The organism is Chitinophaga japonensis, assembly GCF_007830125.1.
Classification (GTDB): domain Bacteria; phylum Bacteroidota; class Bacteroidia; order Chitinophagales; family Chitinophagaceae; genus Chitinophaga; species Chitinophaga japonensis.
Window position 1 is genome coordinate 64,812 of the sequence record NZ_VLLG01000005.1, and the last position, 22,446, is coordinate 87,257.

Genomic DNA, 22,446 nt, shown 5'->3' on the forward strand with positions numbered 1-22,446 from the left:
GCATTCGCATGATGCAAAATAACCTATGCCAGGCAAAAGCAACCAGTTAACAATAACAAAATATACTCTCTATAACTCAAAACTAACAGGATTAGCTTGCGAAAGCAAGTTTTCATAGGATAGTTATCAGCCTGTCCCCCATTCCTGGGGGACAGTTTTCGTTTATAGGTGCCCGCTGGAAAAGAAAAAGGCGCCTCCACAACAGGAAGCGCCCTCAACAAGGTACACCGTTGCAGGATCGCTAGTCCGCCCGCTGCTTACCTACAACCCGGTACCCGGTAATAGTGTCTCCCTGCCGTACTTCCTCGTAATACATACCGTCCGGCGATACGTACAGCACCTGCCCGTTGATCTCCACCTCATGGCAGTCCTGCGGCAGGTCGGTAATAATTTCCCCCGGCACGGCCGGCTCACTGCCCGGTACAGGATTGTTGTCCTCCCCGCCAATGGCCAGTTGCCCGTTCTTACCCACGATGGCGTAGCGGCGCTCGTTCTGCCTGATCACCTCCTGGTAATAGGTGCCCTTGTATTCGTAATACGTATTCCCGTCTATCACCACTTCCCGCGCACCGGAGGGCAAAGACGGCACATCGGCCCCGATGGGCGGTTCCGCTACCTCGTATTCCTGCTTCCTTTCACTGTCGCCCCGGGAGCGGTAAAAAACGCCGTCGTAATAAAAATACGGTCCCCAGGCCGTGCCCAGCGTAACAAAGCCATAGGGCAGCACGCTTACCCGCATGCCAAAGGGATAATAGTACGGGTAAAAAGGCCGGGGATAGGCCCGGTAATAACGTACCGGCGGATGGTAATAATAGCGGGGGCCGCCAAAATGCGCCCCTACGCCTACGTGTACACGGGCACGCTGTGCCCTGGCCTCTCCTGCCAGCCCGGTGATGAGGCCACCCGCCAGCGCCGCCGCTAGGAATATGCTCGCTTTCATTCGTTGAACATTTTATCCGGTTAGATCATGGTGCTCCACCGCTTCACAGCCTGCTGAGCACTTTGCCGTTTTAGATCGTGACAGGAAGACAAGGTTTAATGACGGGCACGCTAAAATTATCTTAAAAAAAGCCTACTTCCGGTACAAGGGGCTGTTGTTCAGGTCAATGCAATAATCGGTGATCCAGCCGCCGGCCACGTCGACGTACAGAATGTTGGGCTTATTGCGTGCATTCACCGTACCGTTGGCGATCCACTCATCGAGGGTAGGCAGCAGGTAGCGGTTGCCTTTGGCGGACAGGTCCAGGATGGTCTGGTTCTTTTTCAGCGCATTGGTCAGCAGGATCACGCCGCTCACCAGGGCGCCGGTGCGGTCCGGCCGGAGGCCGTTGCAGACCAGCGCGGCCTCCTGGCTGCTCTGGGTCAACTGCCAGTCCAGGCGCACCAGGTCGTTATCCCGCACGCCGTCCTGCATGCTGTTGAAAAAGCCGGCCTGTGCGGCCAGCAGCTTGTTGATATCATTGGTAGCAGCGTATTTCCGGCGGATATTGATGAACGCCCCGGAAGCATCGGTCATGGTGCTGGAATCAATGGCCCCGTTGCGGTAAGCGCGCTGCTCAAATACCACGATGGCCTTGCCGGCCAGGTCTTTCAGGGGCAGGTCGGACAGTTTTTGGCCGCTGCGGCGGTACAGGTGCGGGCCCAGGGTGGCGATTATGGTATCCGCCAGCTCCGATGTGGGCACATCTGCATCGCAGAAATGACTGAAAGTGAGGATCACGGTTTCCATCCGGCTGCTGTCCAGGAAGCTGCGCACGCCCCCCAGCACATCGTCCAGCTTTTCCCCGTAACCCGCGCCTACCGCATCCGTATCGCAGTCGGATTCGGCATGCTTCGTATACAATGCACCGTTATACCGGCCCACCCGCAGGTCAAACATGCGCAACCCTTCGCGCAACTGGGTGCGGATGGGTATTTGCTGGGTAAGCGTGTTGCAGGCATTAATAGCTTCCTTCATCTGCCCGCCGGTGCCGCTTAGCACGGACATGCCGGCATCGTGGGAACCGGGTATCACAATATCCTTAAGCGTATGATCCGCCCGTTCGGGAAAGAACAGGTCCTGCATCCAGGTAGCGGGGTTGTAGGCGGCAAAATAGCTGAGGTACAGGCGGCCCGCGGCATCGGGATAAGCCATGATAAAGTTATTGGCATCCACCTCGCAAACAGCTACCGGGAATGCCGCGGTAAAATAGGCCGGCAACACTTTTACTGTACCGGCCGCCTGCCCGGTGGCCGCGGTGGTGTAATACAGGCGGGCGTCCCTTTCAGGCCCCTTCCAGATATAGAACAGGCGGCGGGTGTCCCACACATGGTACAGGGCGGGCGCCGCCCCGGCACTGGCGCCGTCCAGCGGCAGGGCGTCCGTCCAGGTACCGGCAGGCAAATGGCAGTCCGCATAATACACCTGCTGCTCTTTATACCCGCGCCAGCAAATACGGACGTCCGTATCCGTGAGACGGGTTACAAAGGGGTATTCCGCCGCTTTTTTACCGGGGATCACCTGCATGGCGGCATCTGCCAGCAGGCCATCCGGGCCCGGCTCCAGCAGGGCGTATACCAGGCTGCTCCTGTCGCTGCCGTGCGCAGCCAGGAATATGCGCTTGCCCACGGCAGTGGTGGTAATACCATAGGCCGGCTGCGGACCGCTGAGCTTCACCGTATATACATGGCTGATGTCCAGGCTGGTATCGGTGTCGTTCATCACGTACTGCAGGGCGCCGTTGCCTGCCGGCCACAGCAGGTACAGGCGCTGGCCCAGCACCTGCAGCACGGGCGCCATGCTGCTGCCCGCGCCCGGCACCTGCACTTCCTGCCGGCTGAAGGCCGTATCCTGGTGCCGGCCCAGGAAGGAGGCGTAAATGCCGCCACTGCTGCCCGCGGCCTTCCAGGCCACGAAATAGCCGTCCCCGAAACGGGTAATATCTATCGCTTTATCGGTAACCGCATGCGGCAAAAAACTGACAGGCGGGGTGAACGACAGGTTCTGCGCGCGCAAACCGGCGGTCAGCAGCAGGAAAAACGAGCTAAGATGCAGGATGTAAGATGAATAACTCAACCTTTTATAGGATTAATGCGTTAACAATCAATATCATCTAATATAACACCTATGGTCCGCTTTCTGTTACTGTTGCCATGCTTTATTTTTTCCTTTTTCCTCTCCTTCGCGCAGGATGCGCATTACTGGTCGTCCAACTACGGGCCGGGCGTGATGCTTACGCCGGGCTCGGTGATCGCCAGCAACGGCGACAGCGGGGTGCTGTTTTACAATCCCGCGCTGCTGAGCCATTCCAACAAGGGGCGCATCGCTATCAGCTCCATTACCGCCAATATTTACCAGTTGGAGTCCATTAAGGTGAAGGACGGTACGGGTACCGGGATGGATCTTAAATCCCGTTCCATACGCATTGTGCCGCAGATGCTGTCCGGCAGCGTGTCCCTGGGCAAAAAAGCGCCGGTAGTGGTGGCCTATGCGCTGATCAACGCGCCGGGTATGCGGATGCAGGCATCGCAGCGCCGGGACGACCGGTTTAACGTACTGGACGATGATTACAGCCCCGGCCCGGAATTTTATACGGGCGATTATGTGACGGAGAACCGGGTTTCCAATATCACCGCCCTGCTCAGCACGGGGTTCCGGCTTTCTCCTCAACTGTCCGCCGGGTTTTCCATGGAGGCGCAGTTACACGAGCAGCGTTACAGCGTCAACTACCATTCGCGGGCCCTGGCCAATGCGGACGTCGACAGCTCCACCCTGCCCATTGTGAGCAGCGATGGCTATTACCTGGCCACCTACTCTCACCTGGGGCTGCAGTTCAAGGCAGGCCTGGCCTATGACGCAGGACGGCATCACCTGGGACTGATGGTGTCCTCTCCCCTGGTGCACCTGTGGGGCAGCGGCACGATTGTGAACGATCTCATGTTAAGTAACATCCGGATTACTGACGGTATTTTTTTAGACCAGCTCGCCAACGCCCGGCAGGACAAGCTGCCGGCAAAATGGAAAGTCCCCCTAAGCATAGGGGCTGGCTATGCCTATGACTACGGCCGTGGACAACTGTACCTGGCTGCGGAATATTTTCTGCGCGTAAAGGCATACAATGTCCTCACGCCCCGCAACGAAGCCTTTATACGGCCAGATACCGGCAATAACCGGGAGTCTACCATCAACCTGCTGCGGCTGATAGACCAGCGTAAAGCCGTGGTGAACTTTGCGCTGGGCGCCAGCTACCGGCTCCGGCCCTCCGTTACCGCCTACTGCGCTTTCCGTACCGACATGAGCTATGCAGAGCGGGATGTACCGGAAGATACCTACAGCAATGAAGCCTACACCGCTTACTGGAACAACCTGCACTGCGCGCTGGGCGCGAACTTCCGGCAGAAAAAATTCAATTTCCGCACCGGCCTGCTGCTGGCCTACGGCCTGACCAGCAACTACCCGCAGGACATTAATTTTGACCATCCCAATGAAGGCAACCTGTTGCTGGGAGATACCCGGAATGTAAAGGCCCGGCGTTTTTCCCTGGGCTTTATGCTGTCTTATATTCATAACCTGTAGCTTTGCAGGTATGAATGAATATGTGCTGGAAGATTTTGACAGCTCCAGCTTGACGAACAGCCTTGTTTTAAAGCACAGCGCCACCGCCATCCAGGCGGATGCCAAAGGTTTCCTGGACATAGCGCCGGAACGCATTACCGTCAATGAAGGCATTTTCGCCCTTCCGGCTCCCGCCACAGACGGCTACCTGCCTGTAAAAGTGGCCCTGCAGGCGCAGCGGCTCCTGCTTTCCTGCGGCTGCAACGGCCCGGCGCAAAGGCTGTGCGCCCACCAGGCGCAGGTGCTGTACAATATCGTGAACCGGGAGGAGCTGCGCATTTTCTTTGATGAAAAGCTACGCCATCAAAAGCTGCGGAAGTTTGCCGCGGATTACGGGCTGGAAAACACCCCGGACCCCGATCAATATTTTGACATTGCCTACAGCAACCGGCAGCTACGGATGCAACCCCGGATACCGGCGCTGCTGCCGGTGACCAAAGAAAGCCTGCAGTCCATGGAGGCTGCCCTGTTCTCCACGCCACGCCCTCCCTTCCGCGAGCTGGCAGACCTGGCAGATCAAACCATGCTCTGCGTGGTGCTGCGGCAACACAAATATTACAAGCACCTGTACATAGAATTGTGCCGGGCCGCTACCACCAAAGAAGGAAAGATTAAGAACCCGCTTACGCCCGTGAACCCGCTGGACCTGATCTGGGGCAGCGAACAGCACCAGGAGATCAAGTTCTTTACCGCTATTACCCGCTTCCAGCAAAACTATAATACGGAGCGCTCCGCAGCAGATGTTGCGGGGCTGAAGGCCATTGTGGCCAACCCGCGCGGGCTGCCCTTTTTCCAGCATGACAGCGAGGTATCGGAGCATATTACCGCCGCATCCGTAACGCCGGTAACGTTGCGGATGCTACCTGCCAGTATATCCGTTACCGTGGTGCGCAACGGAGATTTTTTCGAGCTGGGCGGACAGCTCAGCATCGACAACCAGGCCTACCCTTTGCAGGAACTGCCGGTGAGATACCACTACTTCCTGCAGGCGGGCGATACGCTGTACCTGCCGGAAGACAGCGGCGTGCCGGACCTGGTGACCTTCTTCAAAAAATATCCCGGCGATGTAACGGTGCACCATTCCCGCTTTGGCGAGTTCCGGCGCAACATACTGGCGCGGCTGGAAGACCGCGTACAGGTGTACCATGCCTACATGGAGCCCGCCACTGCCGCTCAACTGCGGCAACAGGGATTTGACGGCCCCGGGGAAAGGATCATCTACCTATCCGACCTCGGCGGCTTTGTAATGATCAACCCCGTGATTAAATACGGCGAGGTGGAAGTGCCCGTGCTCAGCAAACGGCAGGTATACGGCGTGGACGATAAGGGCCGCGAGTTCCTGGTACGCCGCAACGATGCGGCGGAGATCGCGCTGACGGCCCTGCTGAGCAAACAGCATCCTTACTTCCGGGAACAGGTGGAAGAAGGACAGCATTACTTTTACCTGCCCAAAGCGCGGTTCCTGGAAGACGACTGGTTCCTGCAGGCCATAGATGAGTGGCATGAGCAGCACATTACCGTATTGGGCTTTAATGAGCTGCGGGGCAAAAAGCTGCGCCCTTCCCGGGCGCATATCACCATAGAAGTGAACAGCGGTATCAACTGGTTCAATACCGTGATCACCGCCCGTTTCGGCAAAAAGAAAGCTTCCCTGAAACAACTGCAGCAGGCTGTAAAGGACAAAAGCCGCTATGTGCAACTGGACGACGGCACACTGGGCATACTGCCGGCCAGGTGGCTGGAGAAATTTGCCGCCTGGTTCCAGGCCGGCGAAGTTGCAGATGATGTGCTGCACACGCCCCGGATCAATTTTGCCGCTATTGACCAGCTATATGACGAAGATATGCTGGCCCCGGAAGTGCGGCAGGAGCTGGCCCTGTACAAGGAAAAATTCACCTCCTTTGACAGCATCCGGCCCATCCCCCCGCCACCGGAGCTACAGGGCACACTGCGCCCCTACCAGCAGCAGGGGCTGAACTGGCTGAACTTCCTGGATGATTTCAGCTTTGGCGGCTGCCTGGCGGATGACATGGGCCTGGGAAAATCCCTGCAGATCATTGCCTTCATCCTTTCCCAGCGCAGCAAAGTGCAGCACAATACCAACCTGCTGGTAGCGCCTACCTCCCTGATCTTTAACTGGCAGGAAGAGGTGAGGAAGTTTGCGCCTTCCATGAAAGTGCTCACCTTTTACGGCGCGGACCGGGAACGGGATACCAGGGCATTTGATGATCACGAGATCGTGCTGACCTCTTACGGCACGCTGCTGTCCGACACCGCCCTGCTGCGCAAATACACCTTCAACTACATTTTCCTGGACGAATCGCAGCACATCAAGAACCCTGCCTCCCAACGCTACCGCGCCGCGCGGCAACTGCGGGCCCGCAACCGTATAGCCATTACCGGTACCCCGGTGGAGAACAACACTTTTGACCTCTACGGTCAGTTCTCCTTTGCCTGTCCCGGCCTGCTGGGCGGCAAGCTGTATTTCAAGCATACCTACGCCATTCCCATCGACCAGTTCAAGGACCGCCGGCGGGCCGCCGAGCTGCAGCAGCGCATACACCCTTTTATTTTAAGGCGCACCAAGCAGCAGGTGGAAAAGGAACTGCCGGATAAAACGGAGATGGTCATCTATTGTGAAATGCCGGCGGAGCAACGCAAGGTATACGACGCGGCCGAAAAAGAGCTGCGGGAATACATTGCCACCCGCACGGAAGAAGACCTGCCCAAAAGCTCCATGTACGTACTGAAAGGACTTACCCGCCTGCGGCAGTTGTGCAACTCGCCCGTGCTGCTGAAAGAAGGCCCGGCGCCGGAATACCCCGCCGCCAAGATAGCGGTGCTGACCGAACAGATTGAAAGCAAGGCGCCACAGCATAAGATCCTGGTCTTCTCCCAGTTTGTGCGCATGCTGGACCTGGTAGGAGCAGCCCTGCAGGCCAGGAACATCCCGTTTGCCTGTCTTACCGGCAGCACCCGCAACCGGGAGCAGGTAGTAAGCGATTTCCGGAACAACGACGCCCTGCGCGTGTTCCTCGTCAGCCTCAAAGCAGGCGGCACCGGGCTGAACCTCACAGAAGCCGATTACGTGTACATTACAGATCCCTGGTGGAACCCCGCCGTGGAAAACCAGGCGATAGACCGCTGCTACCGCATCGGGCAGCATAAGAACGTAATGGCCATACGGCTTATCTGCCCGGATACGGTGGAGGAAAAGATCATGCAACTGCAGGCTTCCAAGAAAGAGCTGGCCGAAGGGCTGGTAAGAACGGACATGCCTGTATTAAAATCCTTATCCAGGTCGGACCTGATCGGGTTACTGGACAATCATTTGGTATAATCATTGTCGTGCTTTTCCAACAAGCCGGCATATGAATTTAAGACCCAAAGCAGTATTAAGCGAGCAGGAAGTGCAGCGGGGCCTGAAGCTGGTAATTGGCGATGGCCTGGCCGCAGAAGCCATGACAACGCTTACCGGGGGCGCTTTCCTGGTAGCCATGGCATTACTGCTGGGCGCCTCCAACTTCCAGATCGGGCTACTGGCCTCCATGCCTACTTTCACCCACGCCTCCCAGTTGATATCCATATGGCTGGTGCGCCGCTATAATAACCGCCGGGCTGTGGCTGTGCTATGCACCCTGCTGGCGCGCCTGCCCCTGCTGGTCACCGGCTGTATAGCGCTGTTCCTGCCGGGCTCCGCTTCCATAGAGCTGATCATTTTTTTCCTGGTCTTTTATTATTTATTTGGCTCCATAGCCGGGCCCAGTTGGAATTCCTGGATAAAGGACCTGGTGCCGGAGCAGCGTATGGGGGCCTACTTCTCCCGCCGCAGCAGCTATACGCAGGCGCTGAATGTAGTGCTGAGCCTGAGCGTGGCCCTGCTGGTGGATTACATAAAGCGGAACTATCCGCAATACGAGCTGAACACCTATGCCGTTATGTTCATTGCAGGGGGCGTTATCGGCATAACCGGCGGCTTTATCCTGTCCATGGCGCCGGAGCCGCAGTCGTACCTGGCGCGGGAGAATATTTTCCGGCTGCTGAAGCGTCCGCTGCAAAACCGCAATTTCAGGAACCTGCTGGTGTTTAACTCCGCCTGGGTATTTGCGCTGAATATCGCCACGCCTTTTTTTACCGTGTTCATGATGAAAAGCCTCGGGCTTTCGCTTTCCTATATTATCGGGTTAAGCATTCTCAGCCAGTTGTGCAGCATTTTTACCGTCCGGATATGGGGCCTGTTTGCGGACCGCTACAGCAACAAGACCATTATTGCCATCAGCGCCCCCCTGTATATCGGCTGCTTTATCGCCTGGTGCTTTGTGGGCATTTACAGCCGCCTGTACGCCAACCTGGCGCTGTTGGCCATCATTCACATTGTGACCGGTATTTCCACCGCGGGGATCAACCTGTCGCTGACCAATATCGGCCTCAAACTGGCCCCGCGCGATGATGCCGTGGTATACCTGTCTGCCAAGAACATCATCACCTCCATCTTTTCTTCCATTGCGCCCCTGATCGGCGGTATTTTAGCGGACTTCTTCGCTGGCCGGCACCTGAGCATAGACGCCACCTGGGGCGGCCCCAGGCTGCAAAAGACGCTACACCTGGTAGCGCTCCATGACTGGAACTTCCTGTTCCTGTTAGGCGCTATACTGGCGCTAATGGCGCTGGACCTGCTGGGCTGGGTGCGGGAAACCGGGGAAGTGAAAAAAGACGTGGTGGTGCGCGTCATGCGCAGCACCCTCAAAAGCAGCCTGAAAGACGCTTTCCTGATCGGCAATTTGCTGAGCTGGCATTCGCAGTTGCGGGCTATTATAAAGAAGAAAACCTCTTAGGGCCGGGCGCCCATTTCCGCCTGTATGGCCGCTGCCGGCAGCGGTGCGGCAAAGAGCTTCACATCCTGCAGGTAGCCGTTAAATATCCTGGCGGAAGGAAACTCTTCATTGCGGCCGATGGTCCAGTGGCTGTGCACATCCGGGATGCCCGCTTCCGATAAAGGTGTCACCGCTTTCAACGCACCATCAATGTATAGCCGGAGGCTGACGCCATCGCAAACGCCGGCCACATGGTGCCAGTGATGCAGCCAGTTATCCGGCAGGGGCGCACTGCATTCTCCCCTGCCCCAGCCGCCGGCAAAAAAATTAAGCGTTTTCTGATCCACTACCTGCAGCACGTGCGCATCGCCTTTGGTGAACAGGTCTACCAGCCCCTCGCCGGCAGCGGCAGGTTTCACCCAGGCCATCATGGTAAGGGTTTGCCCCACCTGGTCTAACCCTGGCGCATGGGGCACTTCCACGAAACAGTCCTCTCCCAACAGCAGCGGTTGCCGCGCGGGCAACTGCTCCTTTCCACTATAGATCACACGCGCGTTATTATCAAAACCGGAAAGGTCCGGCGCCATGCCATCCCTATGCTGTTCCGGCTGCAGGTGCAGCAGCAGTGTTGCGCGGGCGCTGTCGTATACTTTGAACTTTTCCTTTGTGCCGTAGATCGCCAGTGTTTGCCAACCCGTGCGATGCATGGGCAGTTCCAGGTGCAGGCGCTTTTTTTCCCCGGGCTGCAGGGTAATGGCTACTGTGCGCAGCAGGCTATCATGCAGCAGGACCGGTATGCGAAAGCGGCGGGCCACTCCCCCGGTATTCTGTGCCGTAAATGTCACGGTCTGCAGCGCTCCTTTTTCCACCAGCGATGACAACCGCCAGTCACTGATCTCCGGCTGGCCGGGATACGGATGCTCCGGCTGCTGCACGGTGACCGTTACAGGCGGCAGACCGTTCAACGACAAATGCGCTCTTCCCGGCCGGTACAGGCGGAAAGGGATGGAATCCGTGATGGTAGCGCCGCTGTCTGCCAGGCAGTTCTTATAGGCGTACACTTTATCATTCACCTTCAGTTGCATTTGCAGGGTGCCCATGCTGCCGGTGTTGCGCAGGGAAAAGCGTATCCAGCCCGGGGCATGCGGCGTTAATGTATCTGCCGACAACGCATAATGGGTAATGTGGAAATGCGGGCGGCCGGGGGCATCGGCCGTATCAAGCACCGGCCAGCGCTGCGAGGGTGCATCCGCAGTTTCAAAGCGCAGGGTCCCTCCCTTCATAATACGTATATGCGGAATAGTGAGACGGGGGTATGGCTTGCCATCCAGGGCCAGGGATTGTATGTAAGGCCCATCCGCAGCGCTGCGCTCAATGACAAGCTGCTTCCCGTTTTGCAGGTGTATGCGTATCCGGCGGAAAAGCGGCGCGCCTATGGTATACTCCGGCAGGCCGGGGCATAGCGGGTACAGGCCCATAGCGCTTAAAAGGTACCAGCCGGATGTTGAGCCCAGGTCGTCATTGCCCGGCAATCCGCCGGGTGTGGCCGTAAAGCGCGTGCGCAGGATATGACCTACCCACTGCTGCGTTTTCTGCGGGGCGCCGGCTGCATTGAACAGCCAGGGCACGTGAAAGACGGTTTCATTATCAAACAATACCTGCTGCTGCGCCAGCGCGCTGTCCAGCCGGCGCGTAAAAAGCGCCGGCCCGCCCATCAGGTTCACCAGGTCCTGCGGGTGCTGCGGCACAAACCAGGAATAGATCCAGGCATCGCCTTCCTTGTAGCCGGAGGTGCCGGGCTGCAGGCGGAACGTGCTATCCTTGCGGGGCAGCAGCAACATCTCCCCGGGATGGAACAGGTGACGGTACGCATAACTGCTGTGCAGGAAAAGGCGATGATCCGCATCATTGCCCATCACCTGCCTGGCAAACTGCGCCAGCGCCCAGTCGTCATACGCGTATTCCACTGTACGGGTCACGGATTCCGGCCAGGAGAAGGGAACGTATCCCTGCCGGCGGAAAACCGGCATATCCGCTTGTATAAAGGGAGTATCCGCAATACTTTTTTTGAGTGCGGTATAGGTCAGGATGCTGTCGGCGCCCCGGATGCCCTTCAACCAGCTATCCACGATCACCGGTACGGCATGGTTGCCCGTCATGCTCTCCACCGGGAGATGGCCGGTTTGCCGGAATACGTTCAGCATGGAGCGCACCATATCCTGCTGCTTGTCCGGGTACAGCAGGCACAACAAAGGATGCAGGGAGCGAAAAGTATCCCAGGGTGAAAAGCCGCCGTACTCATTTTTGCCATCCGTGGTATGCACCTGTCCGTCGGCACCGCGATAGCGCCCGTCCACATCTGAAATGATCCAGGGCATCAGGAGGGTATGATACAGGGCGGTATAAAATACTTTTTTGCGGGCCTCGTCATCATCCGTTACCTCCACTGCGGACAATGCCTGTAACCAGGCGCGGCGGGTGCGCTCCCGCACTTCGTCAAAGCCGGCATCCAGCTCCACCGCCATGTTCCGCTCCGCGCTCTCCTTTCCCACGCCGGAAGCGCTCAACCGGAGCAGCAGCGTTTTATCCCCGGATGCCGATGGCGGAAAGGAGAAAAGATACCCGCCTGCTACGGCCCGTATGCCGGTGTACGGTTCACTGCAGCGCATCGCCATACCATACCGTCCGCTGTCGCTGATGAACAGTTGCGGCGTTACGCCCTGTGGAAAAGTAAAGCGGAACATGCCGGCCCTTGTAGTGGCCGTGGCTTCTACCCGTGTATGGTTGTCGCGGAACAATACGCTGTAATAGCCGGGCGCGGCCTTTTCATCCGTATGGGAAAAACGGCGGCGGTAATTGCCGGGGCTGAAACCCGCCGTATCCGCTACGGGCATTACCAGCAGGTGGCCCGCCGAACCGGAGGGGAAACCGCTGTAATGCCGCAGGCAACTGAAATAATAAATAACGCTGTCGGTATAGTCATATCCCTTCGCGCCGGCGGCCCTGGTTTCCGGCGTAAGCTGCAGGTAGCCTGCCGGCGCTACGGCGCCGGGATAGGTCCCCCCCTCACTGCCCCAGCGGGTAGGTACATTGCTTTTAGTGGTACCGATGAGCGGATCTACATAAGACAGCAGATCCTTTTCCTGTGCAGCGGCAGGAAGGAAGGCCAGGCAATATAAAAGACTGCAGGTATGCAGGAAACGGTTTCCGGATGGCAGGATCAAAGCTCACTGTTTTTGATGACGGCGATTAAATTATCAAAAAAATTTCAATATATTTAGTACACTTCATTACCTCAAAATAATACCGCTATGAAAAAGAAAACCGCCAAAAAGCTACGCCTGGACAAGATCCGGATCGCCAAACTCAATAATGTGCCGCCCGCTACCGCCAAAGGCTCCTTTGTGAGCGGGGCCATCACGATTTGCGGCGCCTCCATCTGCATTTGTAGCTGGCCAACGGAAGATTGTTAAACAACAGGCCGGCATGGCCGGCCCGTTGTTGCATCTGTTATTTCTTTTTGGAAGCTTTAGCAAGGGGATTATAATCCAGGGCCTTTTGCACCCAATACTGCAGTTGCTTTTTAGTAGCCAGAACGGAGTCATCCACATACAGGAAGCCTTTCATTACCCGGTCTCCCATCACCATAGGCTTGCAGCCCTCCTTTTCCAACGCCTCCTCAAAAAAGGCGGGGGCCAGGCGCACCATGATATATTCTTCCCGCACCCCTACGCACATTTTATCATCCACCATAAAGCACAGGCCCCCGAACATTTTTTTTTCTGCTATTGACTTGTCTGTTGCGGCTGCAATCAGTTCCCTGACGCGATCGGCCAGTTGCCCGTTAAATGCCATATCTGAACGTTTTGCTAAAAATAAAAATATTTTGCCGCCCGGGTGTGATTTTCGGGAGCTTGCTGCGAATAATATTACAGTACGCCGCCCGATTTACCTGCAGGGACCTTCAAGCGGTACCATCATGACAGGGAAACCTGTAATTTAATACGTAATAATCACTACCTGAATGGATTTTGAACAAGCGACAGCGGACAGGTTCCTTTCCGTGATAGCGGAGTACAAAGGCATCATCTACAAGGTGGCCAGCTTTTACTGCCGGCAGGCGGAAGACCGGAAGGACCTGGTACAGGAGATCATTTACCAGTTATGGCGATCGTTCCCGCAGTACAATGAGCAATACAAGCTGTCTACCTGGATGTACAAAGTGGCGCTGAACGTGTCCATCTCCTTTTACCGGAAGGACAAAAGGCGGCAGGAACATAGCAGTGTGCTGACGGACAGCATACTGGACCTTGTACCCGACAACGGGCCACCGGAAACCGAGCAGCACCTGCAGTTGCTGCAACAATTGATAAACGAGCTGCCGCCACTGGAAAGGGCTTTAATGATCCTGTACCTGGAGGAAAAAAGCTACCGGGAAATTGCGGAGATCCTGGGGCTAACGGAGACCAATACCGCCACCAAGATTAGCCGGGTGAAGGACAAGCTGAAACAAAAATTTCGTAACTATTAACAACTATCATCATGGAAGATATTGAACTGAAAGCGCTGTGGCAGGCATATGACCAAAAGCTGGAAAGATCGCTGGCGCTGAACCTGCACCTGGTAAAGGAACTACAGACCCAGAAAGTGCGGTCTGCCCTGCGGTCGCTGACCTGGTACAAAGTGCTGCTTATTGTGCTGGGCCTGCTATGGACGGGCATCCTGGGCTGGCTGATGTACCGCTTATCCGGTCCCCAGCTAATATCGTTTACCATATCGGCCGGGATGGTGGTCCTGTTCAACCTGGTTGGTATTGTATCCTATATCCGGCACCTGGTGCTGATACACCGGATTGACAACAGCGACAGTGTGCTGGCCACACAAAAGCACCTGGCGGAGCTGCAGGCCTCTACCCTGCGTGTGATGCGGATACTGTACCTACAGATGCCGTTTTACACCACCTTCCTTTATACGCCGGCGATGTTCGTCCACGGCGGGCTATGGTTCTGGCTGTCCACCGTGCCGGTGACGCTGGCCTTTACGGCCGCCTCTATCTGGCTGTACCGGAACATCCGGCTGGAGAACAGCCATAAAAAATGGTTCCGGCGGATGTTTGACGGGCCGGAATGGAGGCCGGTGACCAGGGCTATTGCTTTCCTGGAAGAGATCGATGCGTTTGAGCGGGAGGATGCGATAAAAAAGTGAGGAATAAGTTTTTAGAAATAAAAAATATGCTTACTTTTGCATCCCGTCAGTAAAACTACTGGCATTACCGGTTCGGGACGTAGCGCAGCCCGGTAGCGCACTTGCATGGGGTGCAAGGGGTCGCTAGTTCGAATCTAGTCGTCCCGACGAAAAAATCAAGCCTTTATGGAAAATCCATAAAGGCTTTTTCATTTAGGTAAAAATCAAGGTAAAACCTGTAATGCATTCGCAGCAGAATGTAACCCATCACTTTGCTAATAAACAAGAAAAATATAACTTGCTTCCCATCGTTTAACTTAAGTGGTATAAAAATCCTTTATGAACCACTGTTGCGACTTACAAAGATGACAGGGGAAGGTACCGGAAATGCATCAGATCCAGTAATACTCAAGCGCTGATAAACGCCAGCTATGGAAGATTTTTTCAGGAAGGTCGCGGAATATACCACCCTTAGTAAAGAAGCGGAGTGGGCCTGGGTAAACATCCTGCGCAGCCGCCGGTATACCAAAGGCGATTTCCTGGTACGCCAGGGAGAAACTGCCCGTACTGTCGCCTTTGTTTCCAAAGGATTGTTTAGCCAATACTCGCTTGCAGATGATGGCAGCGCTTTTACAAAGCGGTTCTTTTCTGAAGGCTATTTTGCCGCCTCCACTACCTCCCTGCTAAGTAAGTCCCCCAGTATAACCAGCATTGAGGCTATCGAAAACACGGTCGCCTGGGAATACGATTTTTGGGCGTTCAAAAATCTCACAGAACAATACAAAGACATTGCAGCCTTTTATATTGCTTATATGGAACGTCATTGGATCCTGGAAAAAGAGCCGGAGGAAATTGGCTTCCGCCAAAATACAGCCAAAGACAGGTACGATGATTTTGTCAAAAAATACCCGCACCTCGTCAACCGTATAAAAAAACACCAGATCGCTTCTTACCTGGGAATTACTCCTACACAAATGAGCCGCATCTTCTTTGCAAATAAGTAAGGTTATACCCCCCCAAAGCTATCACCTGTCGAATCACTCAACATTTGTTGAGTGAATTGCCCAATTTCTGCCCGTGTCTCAACATATGTAAAGGGAAAGACCTGGTGCCCGTCCTAATTTTGTTGTACAAAAACATCACACAATGGCAACAAAAATCTTTATCAATCTTCCGGTAAAAGAACTTACCAAATCGATGAATTTCTTTTCAGCCCTGGGATTCAGTTTCAATCCGCAGTTTACTGATGACAAAGCTGCCTGTATGGTTATCAGCGATCACATCTTTGCCATGCTGCTCACGGATGCGTATTTCACCACTTTCACCCCCAAAAAAGTGTGTGATACAAAAACGACCACTGAAGTGCTCATCGCCCTCGATGCAGCTTCAAAAGAAGAAGTGCAGCAATACGTCCATAAGGCCAGGCAGGCAGGCGCCCGGATTTACGCGGAGCCGCAGGACCATGGCTGGATGTACCAGCACAGTTTTGAAGATATCGACGGACATCAATGGGAGATCATATATATGGATGAAACCCAGCTTCCGCAACATTAACCCGGTATCATACTGCCTGGTAAAGTGGGGCCAGCAGTCCTTCCCATCATTATTGCTTTTATTCTGACCATCAAAAGAAAAAACTATGAGCAAGACAAAAAATAAGATTGATGAATTTGTAAGCAAGCTTCAGCATCCCTTAAAACCCGAAATGGAAGCCGTTATACAAATTATCCGTGAAGCCAGTCCGAAAATGGAAGAAGATGTAAAATGGGGCGGCCCCAGCTTTGACTACAAAGAGCCTATGGCGACATTCAATCCACGGATAACCGGTTATGTGGCGGTGATCTTTCACAAGGGCGAATTGCTAAACGACAAAACCGGGGTGCTGGAACCCGCTCCGAAAGGCAAAGCCTATGCAAAATTCCATTCTATGGAAGATGTAAAAAAACACAAAGCGGATTTGCAAAAGGTGGTAAGGGATTGGATAGCATTAATGAATGGCTGATCTCCAGTCGTCCCGGCTTTAACTGGACAAATGAGCGTTACTCTTGTTTGTCCGGTTTTCACGCCCCCTAATCCATCTCCCACACCTTCCCCCTGCTCCCAAACCTGGTGTCCTTCACCGCCGCTGCGCCATTAAACCGGTACTGTACCCCGACAATCTCCGTTGGATGATTCGGGAATGTCAAGGTATACGCCTTCCGGCCGTTCACATATATACGCGCCGTCTTATTGACCGTCTCTACCCGCAACGATGTCCATTGCGTAAGGTCGCAACCGAAACCCGACAGGTCGGCTGACTTACTTTCCACCCGTGCGCCGCAGAAATAGAGCAGCAGGTCGCCTACACAGGGCTTCGCAGTTAACGGTATGAAGATAATATCATCCTTGCACTGGATCAGTACTTCCGTATGGTGACAGGCATTCGCCCCATCGTCAAATTCGTTCTTCACCTTGGTCTCGAATGTAAAATTGTCATTCACCAGGCCCGGCATCTCGCGCTGGTTGAAAAAACGGACCCGTGCCCCCGCCGCTAACCTGCGATGTCGCTCCAGCATAGCCGCGTTTACCTCCACAACGCCGTTTTGCACACATTCCTCCTGCTTGAAGTAAATGGGAGCCGGCTCTTCTTCCAGGAGGCATAACCATCCGCCGGAGGTGATCCACAGGTCATGCGTTTTCATGACCTGGCCATCGGCAACGAGCTTGGCTTTGAAGTAACCGGGGTAGTAATAAATGGCGGAATGCTGGTGCTTATTGCCCGATACAAGGGTTTTACGGGACATATCCCATGTTTGCACAATAAATAAGGATTCCGGCTTTTCCCGTGCGGTATAATTAAATATAACGGAGTTGGGTACGCCTTCCGTGACCACCTTGTTGGCGCTGAACTCAAATTGACTGGAATGATACACCCGGCCTTTTTCCCCGGCAGAGATGAAGAAAAAATAAAGCGCTGCGGCAAGCATGAGCGTACCCGCCAGCCCGAGGACCAGGCGCTTTGATTTCCGGGGAGACTTTCCCACCGTGGCACCCATCTCCGGGGTTGCCGGCTGGTCCAGCTTTTGGGTAAGGTCTTTCCAGTCGGCATAGCCGGCAAACCGGGCCAGCGCATTAAGAGTCGTGATCGTTGGTGCGCTGCCATACTTTAATTTTCCCCAGATGCGTTTGAGGGTGGTTACGCTCAAGCGTACCTCCGTACGCTCATAGATGGCGTCCGACAGTTTTTCAAAGTCATACGTCGCCCATTGATCGCTGGCGCCCCGCTCAAATATGGCTTCGATCCGTTCAAGGCACCGGGACAGGTAATATTCAGCACTGTTATTATCCATTTTTCCGTTTGAATAAGCCATGCATGGTTTTGCACGGGTTTGGCGCGCGCTTGCACAGACCTCCCTGCCCACGCCGGTGTAAATTGGCTGTCGATACCTAAAGTTAAAAACTAAAATTTATGAAACGAACAATCCAAAAAGCCATCCCCCTCTTTGCCGGCCTTTCTCTTTTCGCCTTAAGCGCCATCTCCCAGGAAACCAGTTCCGGAACAGCGGAAGTGATCAGGATACCAATGCAGCCACAATATTGGGAGTATGACACGGCCGGTGCTGAATTTATCATGAACAGGGGTGTCGAGGCCGTCCGTATAAAAACCGGGGCGCCGCTGTTCGCCAGGGGCCAGCAGTTCTCAAACGGTACGATCGAGTACGATATAGAGCTGGGAGAGGGTTTCCCGGGCATTTGTTTCCGTTTGTCAGCCGACAGGAAGAATGGCGAGAACTTTTATCTCCGGTATTTCGGCTCCACTTCGCCGGAGGGGCGTACTACCTTGCAATATGCAGCCATGCTGGATAGTATGAGTCTCTGGGACCTGACCGACGAATACCAGGCCGGCGCAAAACTCAATATTCCCGGGTGGAACCATGTAAAGCTGGTCGTATCAGGGAAGCAAATGAAGGCATATGTAAATGATATGGATCGCCCGGCTTTGATAGTGCCGGAGCTGGAGGCCGGTACAACAAAAGGCGGGATATTCTTCTTTGGCGGCAGGGTGACGATGGCCAACCTGGTGATCCGGCCCGGTGCAGTGGAAAACCTGGACCCGGCGCCAGGGTATACTTCCGTTTATAACGATACCCGGTACCTGCGGAGCTGGCTGGTAAGCCCCGCAACAGATTTCGCATATGGAAAAGATGTGGTGCCGGTACTGCCGTACATGGGTGCGACAACCGCCAGGGCGGACCTGCCGGACAGCACCCTCAAATGGAGACCGGTAAAGGCGGAAGCACGGGGCATTGTCAACCTCACCAGGATCTACGGACGGGTAGTGAACAATGGCCGGCGACTGGCCTGGCTCAAAACAACGATCTACTCCGACCGGCCCCAGGAACGCATGCTGCACCTTGGCTTCAGCGACGAAATATGGATGTTTGTCAACGGACAAACGATGTATATTGACAAGAATCATTTCGGGTCGCCAGCGCAGAAATTCCCGAAGGGAAGGTGTACTATAGAAAATGCCGTTATAAAATTGCCACTAAAACAAGGTAAAAACGAGATATTGATAGCACTGGCTAACTACTTTTATGGCTGGGGGATGATTGCACGGCTGGACGATACGGAGGGAATTCATTTAAGCGCCGACGGACAATAAAAAATCAGCAGACCGGGTATAACACGCAAGGAAAGGCCGGCAGTGATGCAGCTAGATGCAGCTACAAGCCTTTCCCTGCGTGTGAAACTGCCATTATTGGCTTTTTGCCCCCTCCAGCATCTCCTTCGCTTCCTTATACTGCTGATCATTTGCGTTAATGTATCCCTTAAAGCGGATCAACGCTTCAAGCACTTCCCTGCATCGTTGCGCATCAGTATCCCTGTACCATTTGGCAAGCGCCATCATGGCATTGAACTTATAGCTTTGCTCCCGGTACGCATCGCCCCTGGCAAGCCGTTCAAAACAAGCCGCTGCCTTTTCCGGTTTCCCGTTTTTCTGATAGATCAGGCCTGCATACCATGCTTTTACCGGGTGCAATGCTCCGGACCTGGCATATTCCTCTGCCATCTGTAACCCGAATTCCAAAATTTGCGGGTTCCCTGATGCGCTCACCAGTTCAAAAGCTGTCGGCGTTTGCCAGATCGTATCTGATGGAAATTCCTTCATCATCCCCTGCAAAAGATTTTCTACGGCAAATGAATCGGGATGAAATGAAGCAGGTAGAAAAGCCAGGGTCGTTGCCCTGGCAAATTTTTCCTCCACCGGAAGCCGCGAATTGGGGAGCTCCGTCTGAACATAATTCCGGAAGAAGGAGCATACCAGCATCGCGTTAAAGGGATTGCCATAACCGAGCCTTGTTGCAGCCGAGGGCAGGGAACAGGGAGAGAGCATGATAAGCGTAAGATCCTTTGAAGGCACCCGCAGCAACAGAGCGGCATCATTATCCCCATAGCCGTAAGCCCAGTGCATTTCCGTACCTTCAAAGCTGGCAGTGAACCATCCGGCGCCATAAGGGCTGCCCGGGTAAAAAGGCGAGGTGAGCTGCCTGTATTGTAATGCCGTCAATAATTTATCCCGGCTAAGCGCCGATGAATATCTTACAAGATCGTTCACGGAACTCATCATCCCAAAACCCGGTCCGCTTTGCAGGATAACAGGGTTAAAATCAACAGGGATGAACCTCCCTTCCGTATTATCCAGGCGGTAAATCTGTGCAAACCATTTCCTTAAATATCCATGTTCACTTTCTGAAAACCGCAGCAGGGTATGCTCCATCTTCAACGGCGTCAATATCCGTCCTTGTATCTCCTCCGTAAAGGGCCGTGCTATATCATTAGGGACCCTGGTTTTATTAATGGCAGCAAAGGCGTTGAACACGATGTTGAATTTACTGCCATTGTAAATGAACCGGGTACCGGGCGGGCTACTTTCAGCAGTATTGCTTAGCAGTTGCCCAAGTGTGGTGCGCTGGCTCCACCTGTCAGGGGTAAAGTATTGGTTGGGGAATTTCGAAACCGGGTCCTCCAGCGACAGTTTCCCCTCTCCTTCCATTTGTTTAAGCGCTACCGCCGTAAAGGTTTTGGTAACCGAGGCAATAGGAAAAATGTGATCCGCGGTGACGGGTTCCTTTGTCAAAGCATTGGCAGCCCCCATGCCCCGGAAAAAAATAAGGCTATCGCCAAGGGCTACCCCAACAGCTAAAGCCGGCAATTGCAGCAGTTTGTAATAATTTTCTATGTCCCTGCCAAATGAGCTGGTGTCATGCAAAGGCCGTAGCCTGGCTTTGCTGCTCTGCGCCTGCAGATCCGTTACGATTAATAATATGATAAACAGTACAAGCTTTGTTCTTCCTGGCATATATTATCTTTTCTGGTTACAAGTTAACCTTATTCATTTTTCTGAACGCTGTAGGGCTCATGCTTTTATATTTTTTAAATACGCGGTTTAGGTGGCTTTCGTCCGTGAAATTAAATTCGTATGCAATTTCGTTAATCCGCATATCGCTGTGCAGTAATCTTGCTTCTACCAGGCGTAGCTTATAATTGGTAATGTAACTCTGTAAAGTTTCACCTGTTTGCTTTTTGAAATAACGTCCCAAATAGTTCAACGATATACTAAAGTGCTTGCTGAGCTTTTTAGCTCTCAAATTTTCCGGCTCAAAAATGTTTTGTTGTATATAATGTAATATTTCCAATACCGGCTCGCCGGTAGTTTCTTTTATATTCTTTGGAAGTTTTAAGGCAATATTCCTTGCTACTATAGTTATAACAGTGCTTACGATCTGCTCTGTAATACGATTGTAGTACAACTGTTGGTTGGTTTGCTCCTTTAAAATGCTTTCAACAAGTGTAGCTATAAGGGGTTTATCTACCTTGTTTTTCAGTATGCAGCCGGGGCGGTGGCTGGCGTTTTGTAAAATATACTCCACCTGCTTTACTGCATCCCGGTCCTTACTTATTTTTTCTTTTACATACAGCTCGTTAAACCGAAGAAAAAAGAAAGTTGTAGCGGTTGCAATATCAAACGAATATACATCCTGCGGGGTTAACAAAAATAAATTTCCCTTGCGGTAATTAAACCTGTTTTTGTTTACCGTTTGGATACCCGTACCATCTATTACATAAATCAACTCAAAAAAATTGTTGCGTTTCATTGCCCTGGCGAAACGTTGCATTTTTTTCCACTCAATCTCATACTGTTTGTATAATACCTGACTTTTCATGAGGATGAAAATACAGAATAAACGTAAAAAAGTACAAGTAGGATGGTAGATGGATTGTATATTTTTGCGCTATCAGGAAATGAAAGTTTACATCAAAAAACACGCAACATGAAAAAAGGAATCGTTGTCATTTTATTTTCCCTGCCATTATTCTCATCAATTGCAGGCGCAGCGCAAACCAGAAACAAAACCGCTGGTTCTCCGCTGGCAGGGACCTGGGTGTTGGAGGCGGCCGAAGTCCTGCACCCCGATGGAACCCGTGTGACTGACACTGCTTATGGGACGAATGCTAAAGGCTTGTTAATGGTTGATGATGAAGGACAATATTCATTACAGATATTTCGCCCCGACCGGCCCAGGTTTGCATCCGGGGATAAGAAACGCGGCACGCCGCAGGAATATGAGGCAGCATGCTTAGGCATTAGCACACACACCGGTCATATCTTCGTTGATACAGCGCAACAAACCTTGCAATTCAAGATTGATTATGCAGCATATCCGAACTGGGAACACACGACGCAGATACGGCAATATAAATTCACTGGCAATATGTTGTCTTACCAGGTGCCAGCCACGGCTGGCGCAGGAAGAATTGCTATTTCTGTCTGGCGACGTGTGAAATAACCACCTGGCCGGTCCGTTGACT

General features: G+C 53.6%; 18 protein-coding genes and 1 tRNA gene. 12 read left to right on the forward strand and 7 right to left on the reverse strand.

Annotated features, from left to right (window positions below; all coding sequences use genetic code 11):
- Positions 1 to 241: 241 nt before the first annotated feature.
- On the reverse strand, positions 242 to 940 hold the full coding sequence (locus tag LX66_RS21560) for a DUF6515 family protein (protein WP_145717467.1): 699 nt from the start codon (positions 938 to 940) through the stop codon (positions 242 to 244).
- A gap of 132 nt (positions 941 to 1,072) precedes the next feature.
- A complete protein-coding gene (locus LX66_RS21565; protein ID WP_145717469.1) occupies positions 1,073 to 3,055 on the reverse strand; it encodes a PI-PLC domain-containing protein in 1,983 nt (660 codons plus the stop codon).
- Positions 3,056 to 3,106: 51 nt separating this feature from the next.
- Here LX66_RS21565 and LX66_RS21570 point away from each other — a divergent pair, with 51 nt between their 5' ends.
- From LX66_RS21570 to LX66_RS21580, 3 genes are read left to right on the forward strand one after another with little or no spacing between them, the layout of a single operon-like run.
- A complete protein-coding gene (locus tag LX66_RS21570; RefSeq protein WP_145717471.1) occupies positions 3,107 to 4,555 on the forward strand; it encodes a hypothetical protein in 1,449 nt (482 codons plus the stop codon).
- Positions 4,556 to 4,565: 10 nt separating this feature from the next.
- Positions 4,566 to 7,934: a DEAD/DEAH box helicase gene (locus LX66_RS21575; RefSeq protein ID WP_145717473.1), complete on the forward strand. Its 3,369-nt coding sequence runs from the start codon at positions 4,566 to 4,568 to the stop codon at positions 7,932 to 7,934.
- Between the two features lie 31 nt (positions 7,935 to 7,965).
- Positions 7,966 to 9,429 carry an MFS transporter gene (locus LX66_RS21580; protein WP_145717475.1) on the forward strand — a complete coding sequence of 488 codons (1,464 nt, stop codon included), beginning with the start codon at positions 7,966 to 7,968 and terminating at the stop codon, positions 9,427 to 9,429.
- Here LX66_RS21580 and LX66_RS21585 read toward each other — a convergent pair.
- The gene (locus tag LX66_RS21585; protein WP_145717477.1) at positions 9,426 to 12,632 is read right to left on the reverse strand and encodes a GH92 family glycosyl hydrolase; all 3,207 of its coding nucleotides are present in this window, start codon (positions 12,630 to 12,632) and stop codon (positions 9,426 to 9,428) included. The genes LX66_RS21580 and LX66_RS21585 overlap by 4 nt on opposite strands.
- Before the next feature lie 87 nt (positions 12,633 to 12,719).
- Between LX66_RS21585 and LX66_RS28215 the strand changes: the two genes are divergently transcribed.
- Positions 12,720 to 12,881, forward strand: coding sequence for a hypothetical protein (locus LX66_RS28215; RefSeq protein WP_158642707.1), 162 nt, complete (start codon positions 12,720 to 12,722; stop codon positions 12,879 to 12,881).
- A gap of 37 nt (positions 12,882 to 12,918) precedes the next feature.
- On the opposite strand, the gene LX66_RS21590 is transcribed toward LX66_RS28215, so the two are convergent.
- Positions 12,919 to 13,263, reverse strand: coding sequence for a TfoX/Sxy family protein (locus tag LX66_RS21590; RefSeq protein WP_145717479.1), 345 nt, complete (start codon positions 13,261 to 13,263; stop codon positions 12,919 to 12,921).
- 169 nt (positions 13,264 to 13,432) lie between these two features.
- Here LX66_RS21590 and LX66_RS21595 point away from each other — a divergent pair, with 169 nt between their 5' ends.
- The 6 genes from LX66_RS21595 to LX66_RS21620 all read left to right on the forward strand — a co-directional run bounded on the left by LX66_RS21595 (position 13,433) and on the right by LX66_RS21620 (position 16,594).
- On the forward strand, positions 13,433 to 13,939 hold the full coding sequence (locus LX66_RS21595; protein ID WP_145717481.1) for an RNA polymerase sigma factor: 507 nt from the start codon (positions 13,433 to 13,435) through the stop codon (positions 13,937 to 13,939).
- Between the two features lie 11 nt (positions 13,940 to 13,950).
- Positions 13,951 to 14,613, forward strand: a complete 663-nt coding sequence (locus LX66_RS21600; RefSeq protein WP_145717484.1) for a hypothetical protein — start codon at positions 13,951 to 13,953, stop codon at positions 14,611 to 14,613.
- Positions 14,614 to 14,686: 73 nt separating this feature from the next.
- Positions 14,687 to 14,760, forward strand: a tRNA-Pro gene (locus tag LX66_RS21605).
- Positions 14,761 to 15,023: 263 nt separating this feature from the next.
- Entirely contained in the window at positions 15,024 to 15,596 is a 573-nt protein-coding gene (locus LX66_RS21610) for a Crp/Fnr family transcriptional regulator (RefSeq protein ID WP_145717485.1), read from the forward strand.
- 142 nt (positions 15,597 to 15,738) lie between these two features.
- On the forward strand, positions 15,739 to 16,146 hold the full coding sequence (locus tag LX66_RS21615) for a VOC family protein (RefSeq protein WP_145717487.1): 408 nt from the start codon (positions 15,739 to 15,741) through the stop codon (positions 16,144 to 16,146).
- An 85-nt stretch (positions 16,147 to 16,231) separates the two neighbouring features.
- Positions 16,232 to 16,594 carry a DUF1801 domain-containing protein gene (locus LX66_RS21620; RefSeq protein WP_145717489.1) on the forward strand — a complete coding sequence of 121 codons (363 nt, stop codon included), beginning with the start codon at positions 16,232 to 16,234 and terminating at the stop codon, positions 16,592 to 16,594.
- Positions 16,595 to 16,661: 67 nt separating this feature from the next.
- On the opposite strand, the gene LX66_RS21625 is transcribed toward LX66_RS21620, so the two are convergent.
- The gene (locus tag LX66_RS21625; protein WP_145718348.1) at positions 16,662 to 17,921 is read right to left on the reverse strand and encodes a hypothetical protein; all 1,260 of its coding nucleotides are present in this window, start codon (positions 17,919 to 17,921) and stop codon (positions 16,662 to 16,664) included.
- A gap of 119 nt (positions 17,922 to 18,040) precedes the next feature.
- Between LX66_RS21625 and LX66_RS21630 the strand changes: the two genes are divergently transcribed.
- Positions 18,041 to 19,237, forward strand: a complete 1,197-nt coding sequence (locus tag LX66_RS21630) for a hypothetical protein (protein ID WP_145717491.1) — start codon at positions 18,041 to 18,043, stop codon at positions 19,235 to 19,237.
- A gap of 93 nt (positions 19,238 to 19,330) precedes the next feature.
- Here LX66_RS21630 and LX66_RS21635 read toward each other — a convergent pair whose 3' ends face one another.
- The gene (locus LX66_RS21635) at positions 19,331 to 20,935 is read right to left on the reverse strand and encodes a serine hydrolase domain-containing protein (protein WP_145717493.1); all 1,605 of its coding nucleotides are present in this window, start codon (positions 20,933 to 20,935) and stop codon (positions 19,331 to 19,333) included.
- A 16-nt stretch (positions 20,936 to 20,951) separates the two neighbouring features.
- On the reverse strand, positions 20,952 to 21,800 hold the full coding sequence (locus tag LX66_RS21640) for an AraC family transcriptional regulator (protein ID WP_145717494.1): 849 nt from the start codon (positions 21,798 to 21,800) through the stop codon (positions 20,952 to 20,954).
- A 108-nt stretch (positions 21,801 to 21,908) separates the two neighbouring features.
- On the opposite strand from LX66_RS21640, the gene LX66_RS21645 reads away from it, so the two are divergent.
- Positions 21,909 to 22,424, forward strand: a complete 516-nt coding sequence (locus tag LX66_RS21645; protein ID WP_145717496.1) for a lipocalin-like domain-containing protein — start codon at positions 21,909 to 21,911, stop codon at positions 22,422 to 22,424.
- The last annotated feature ends 22 nt before the right edge of the window (positions 22,425 to 22,446 follow it).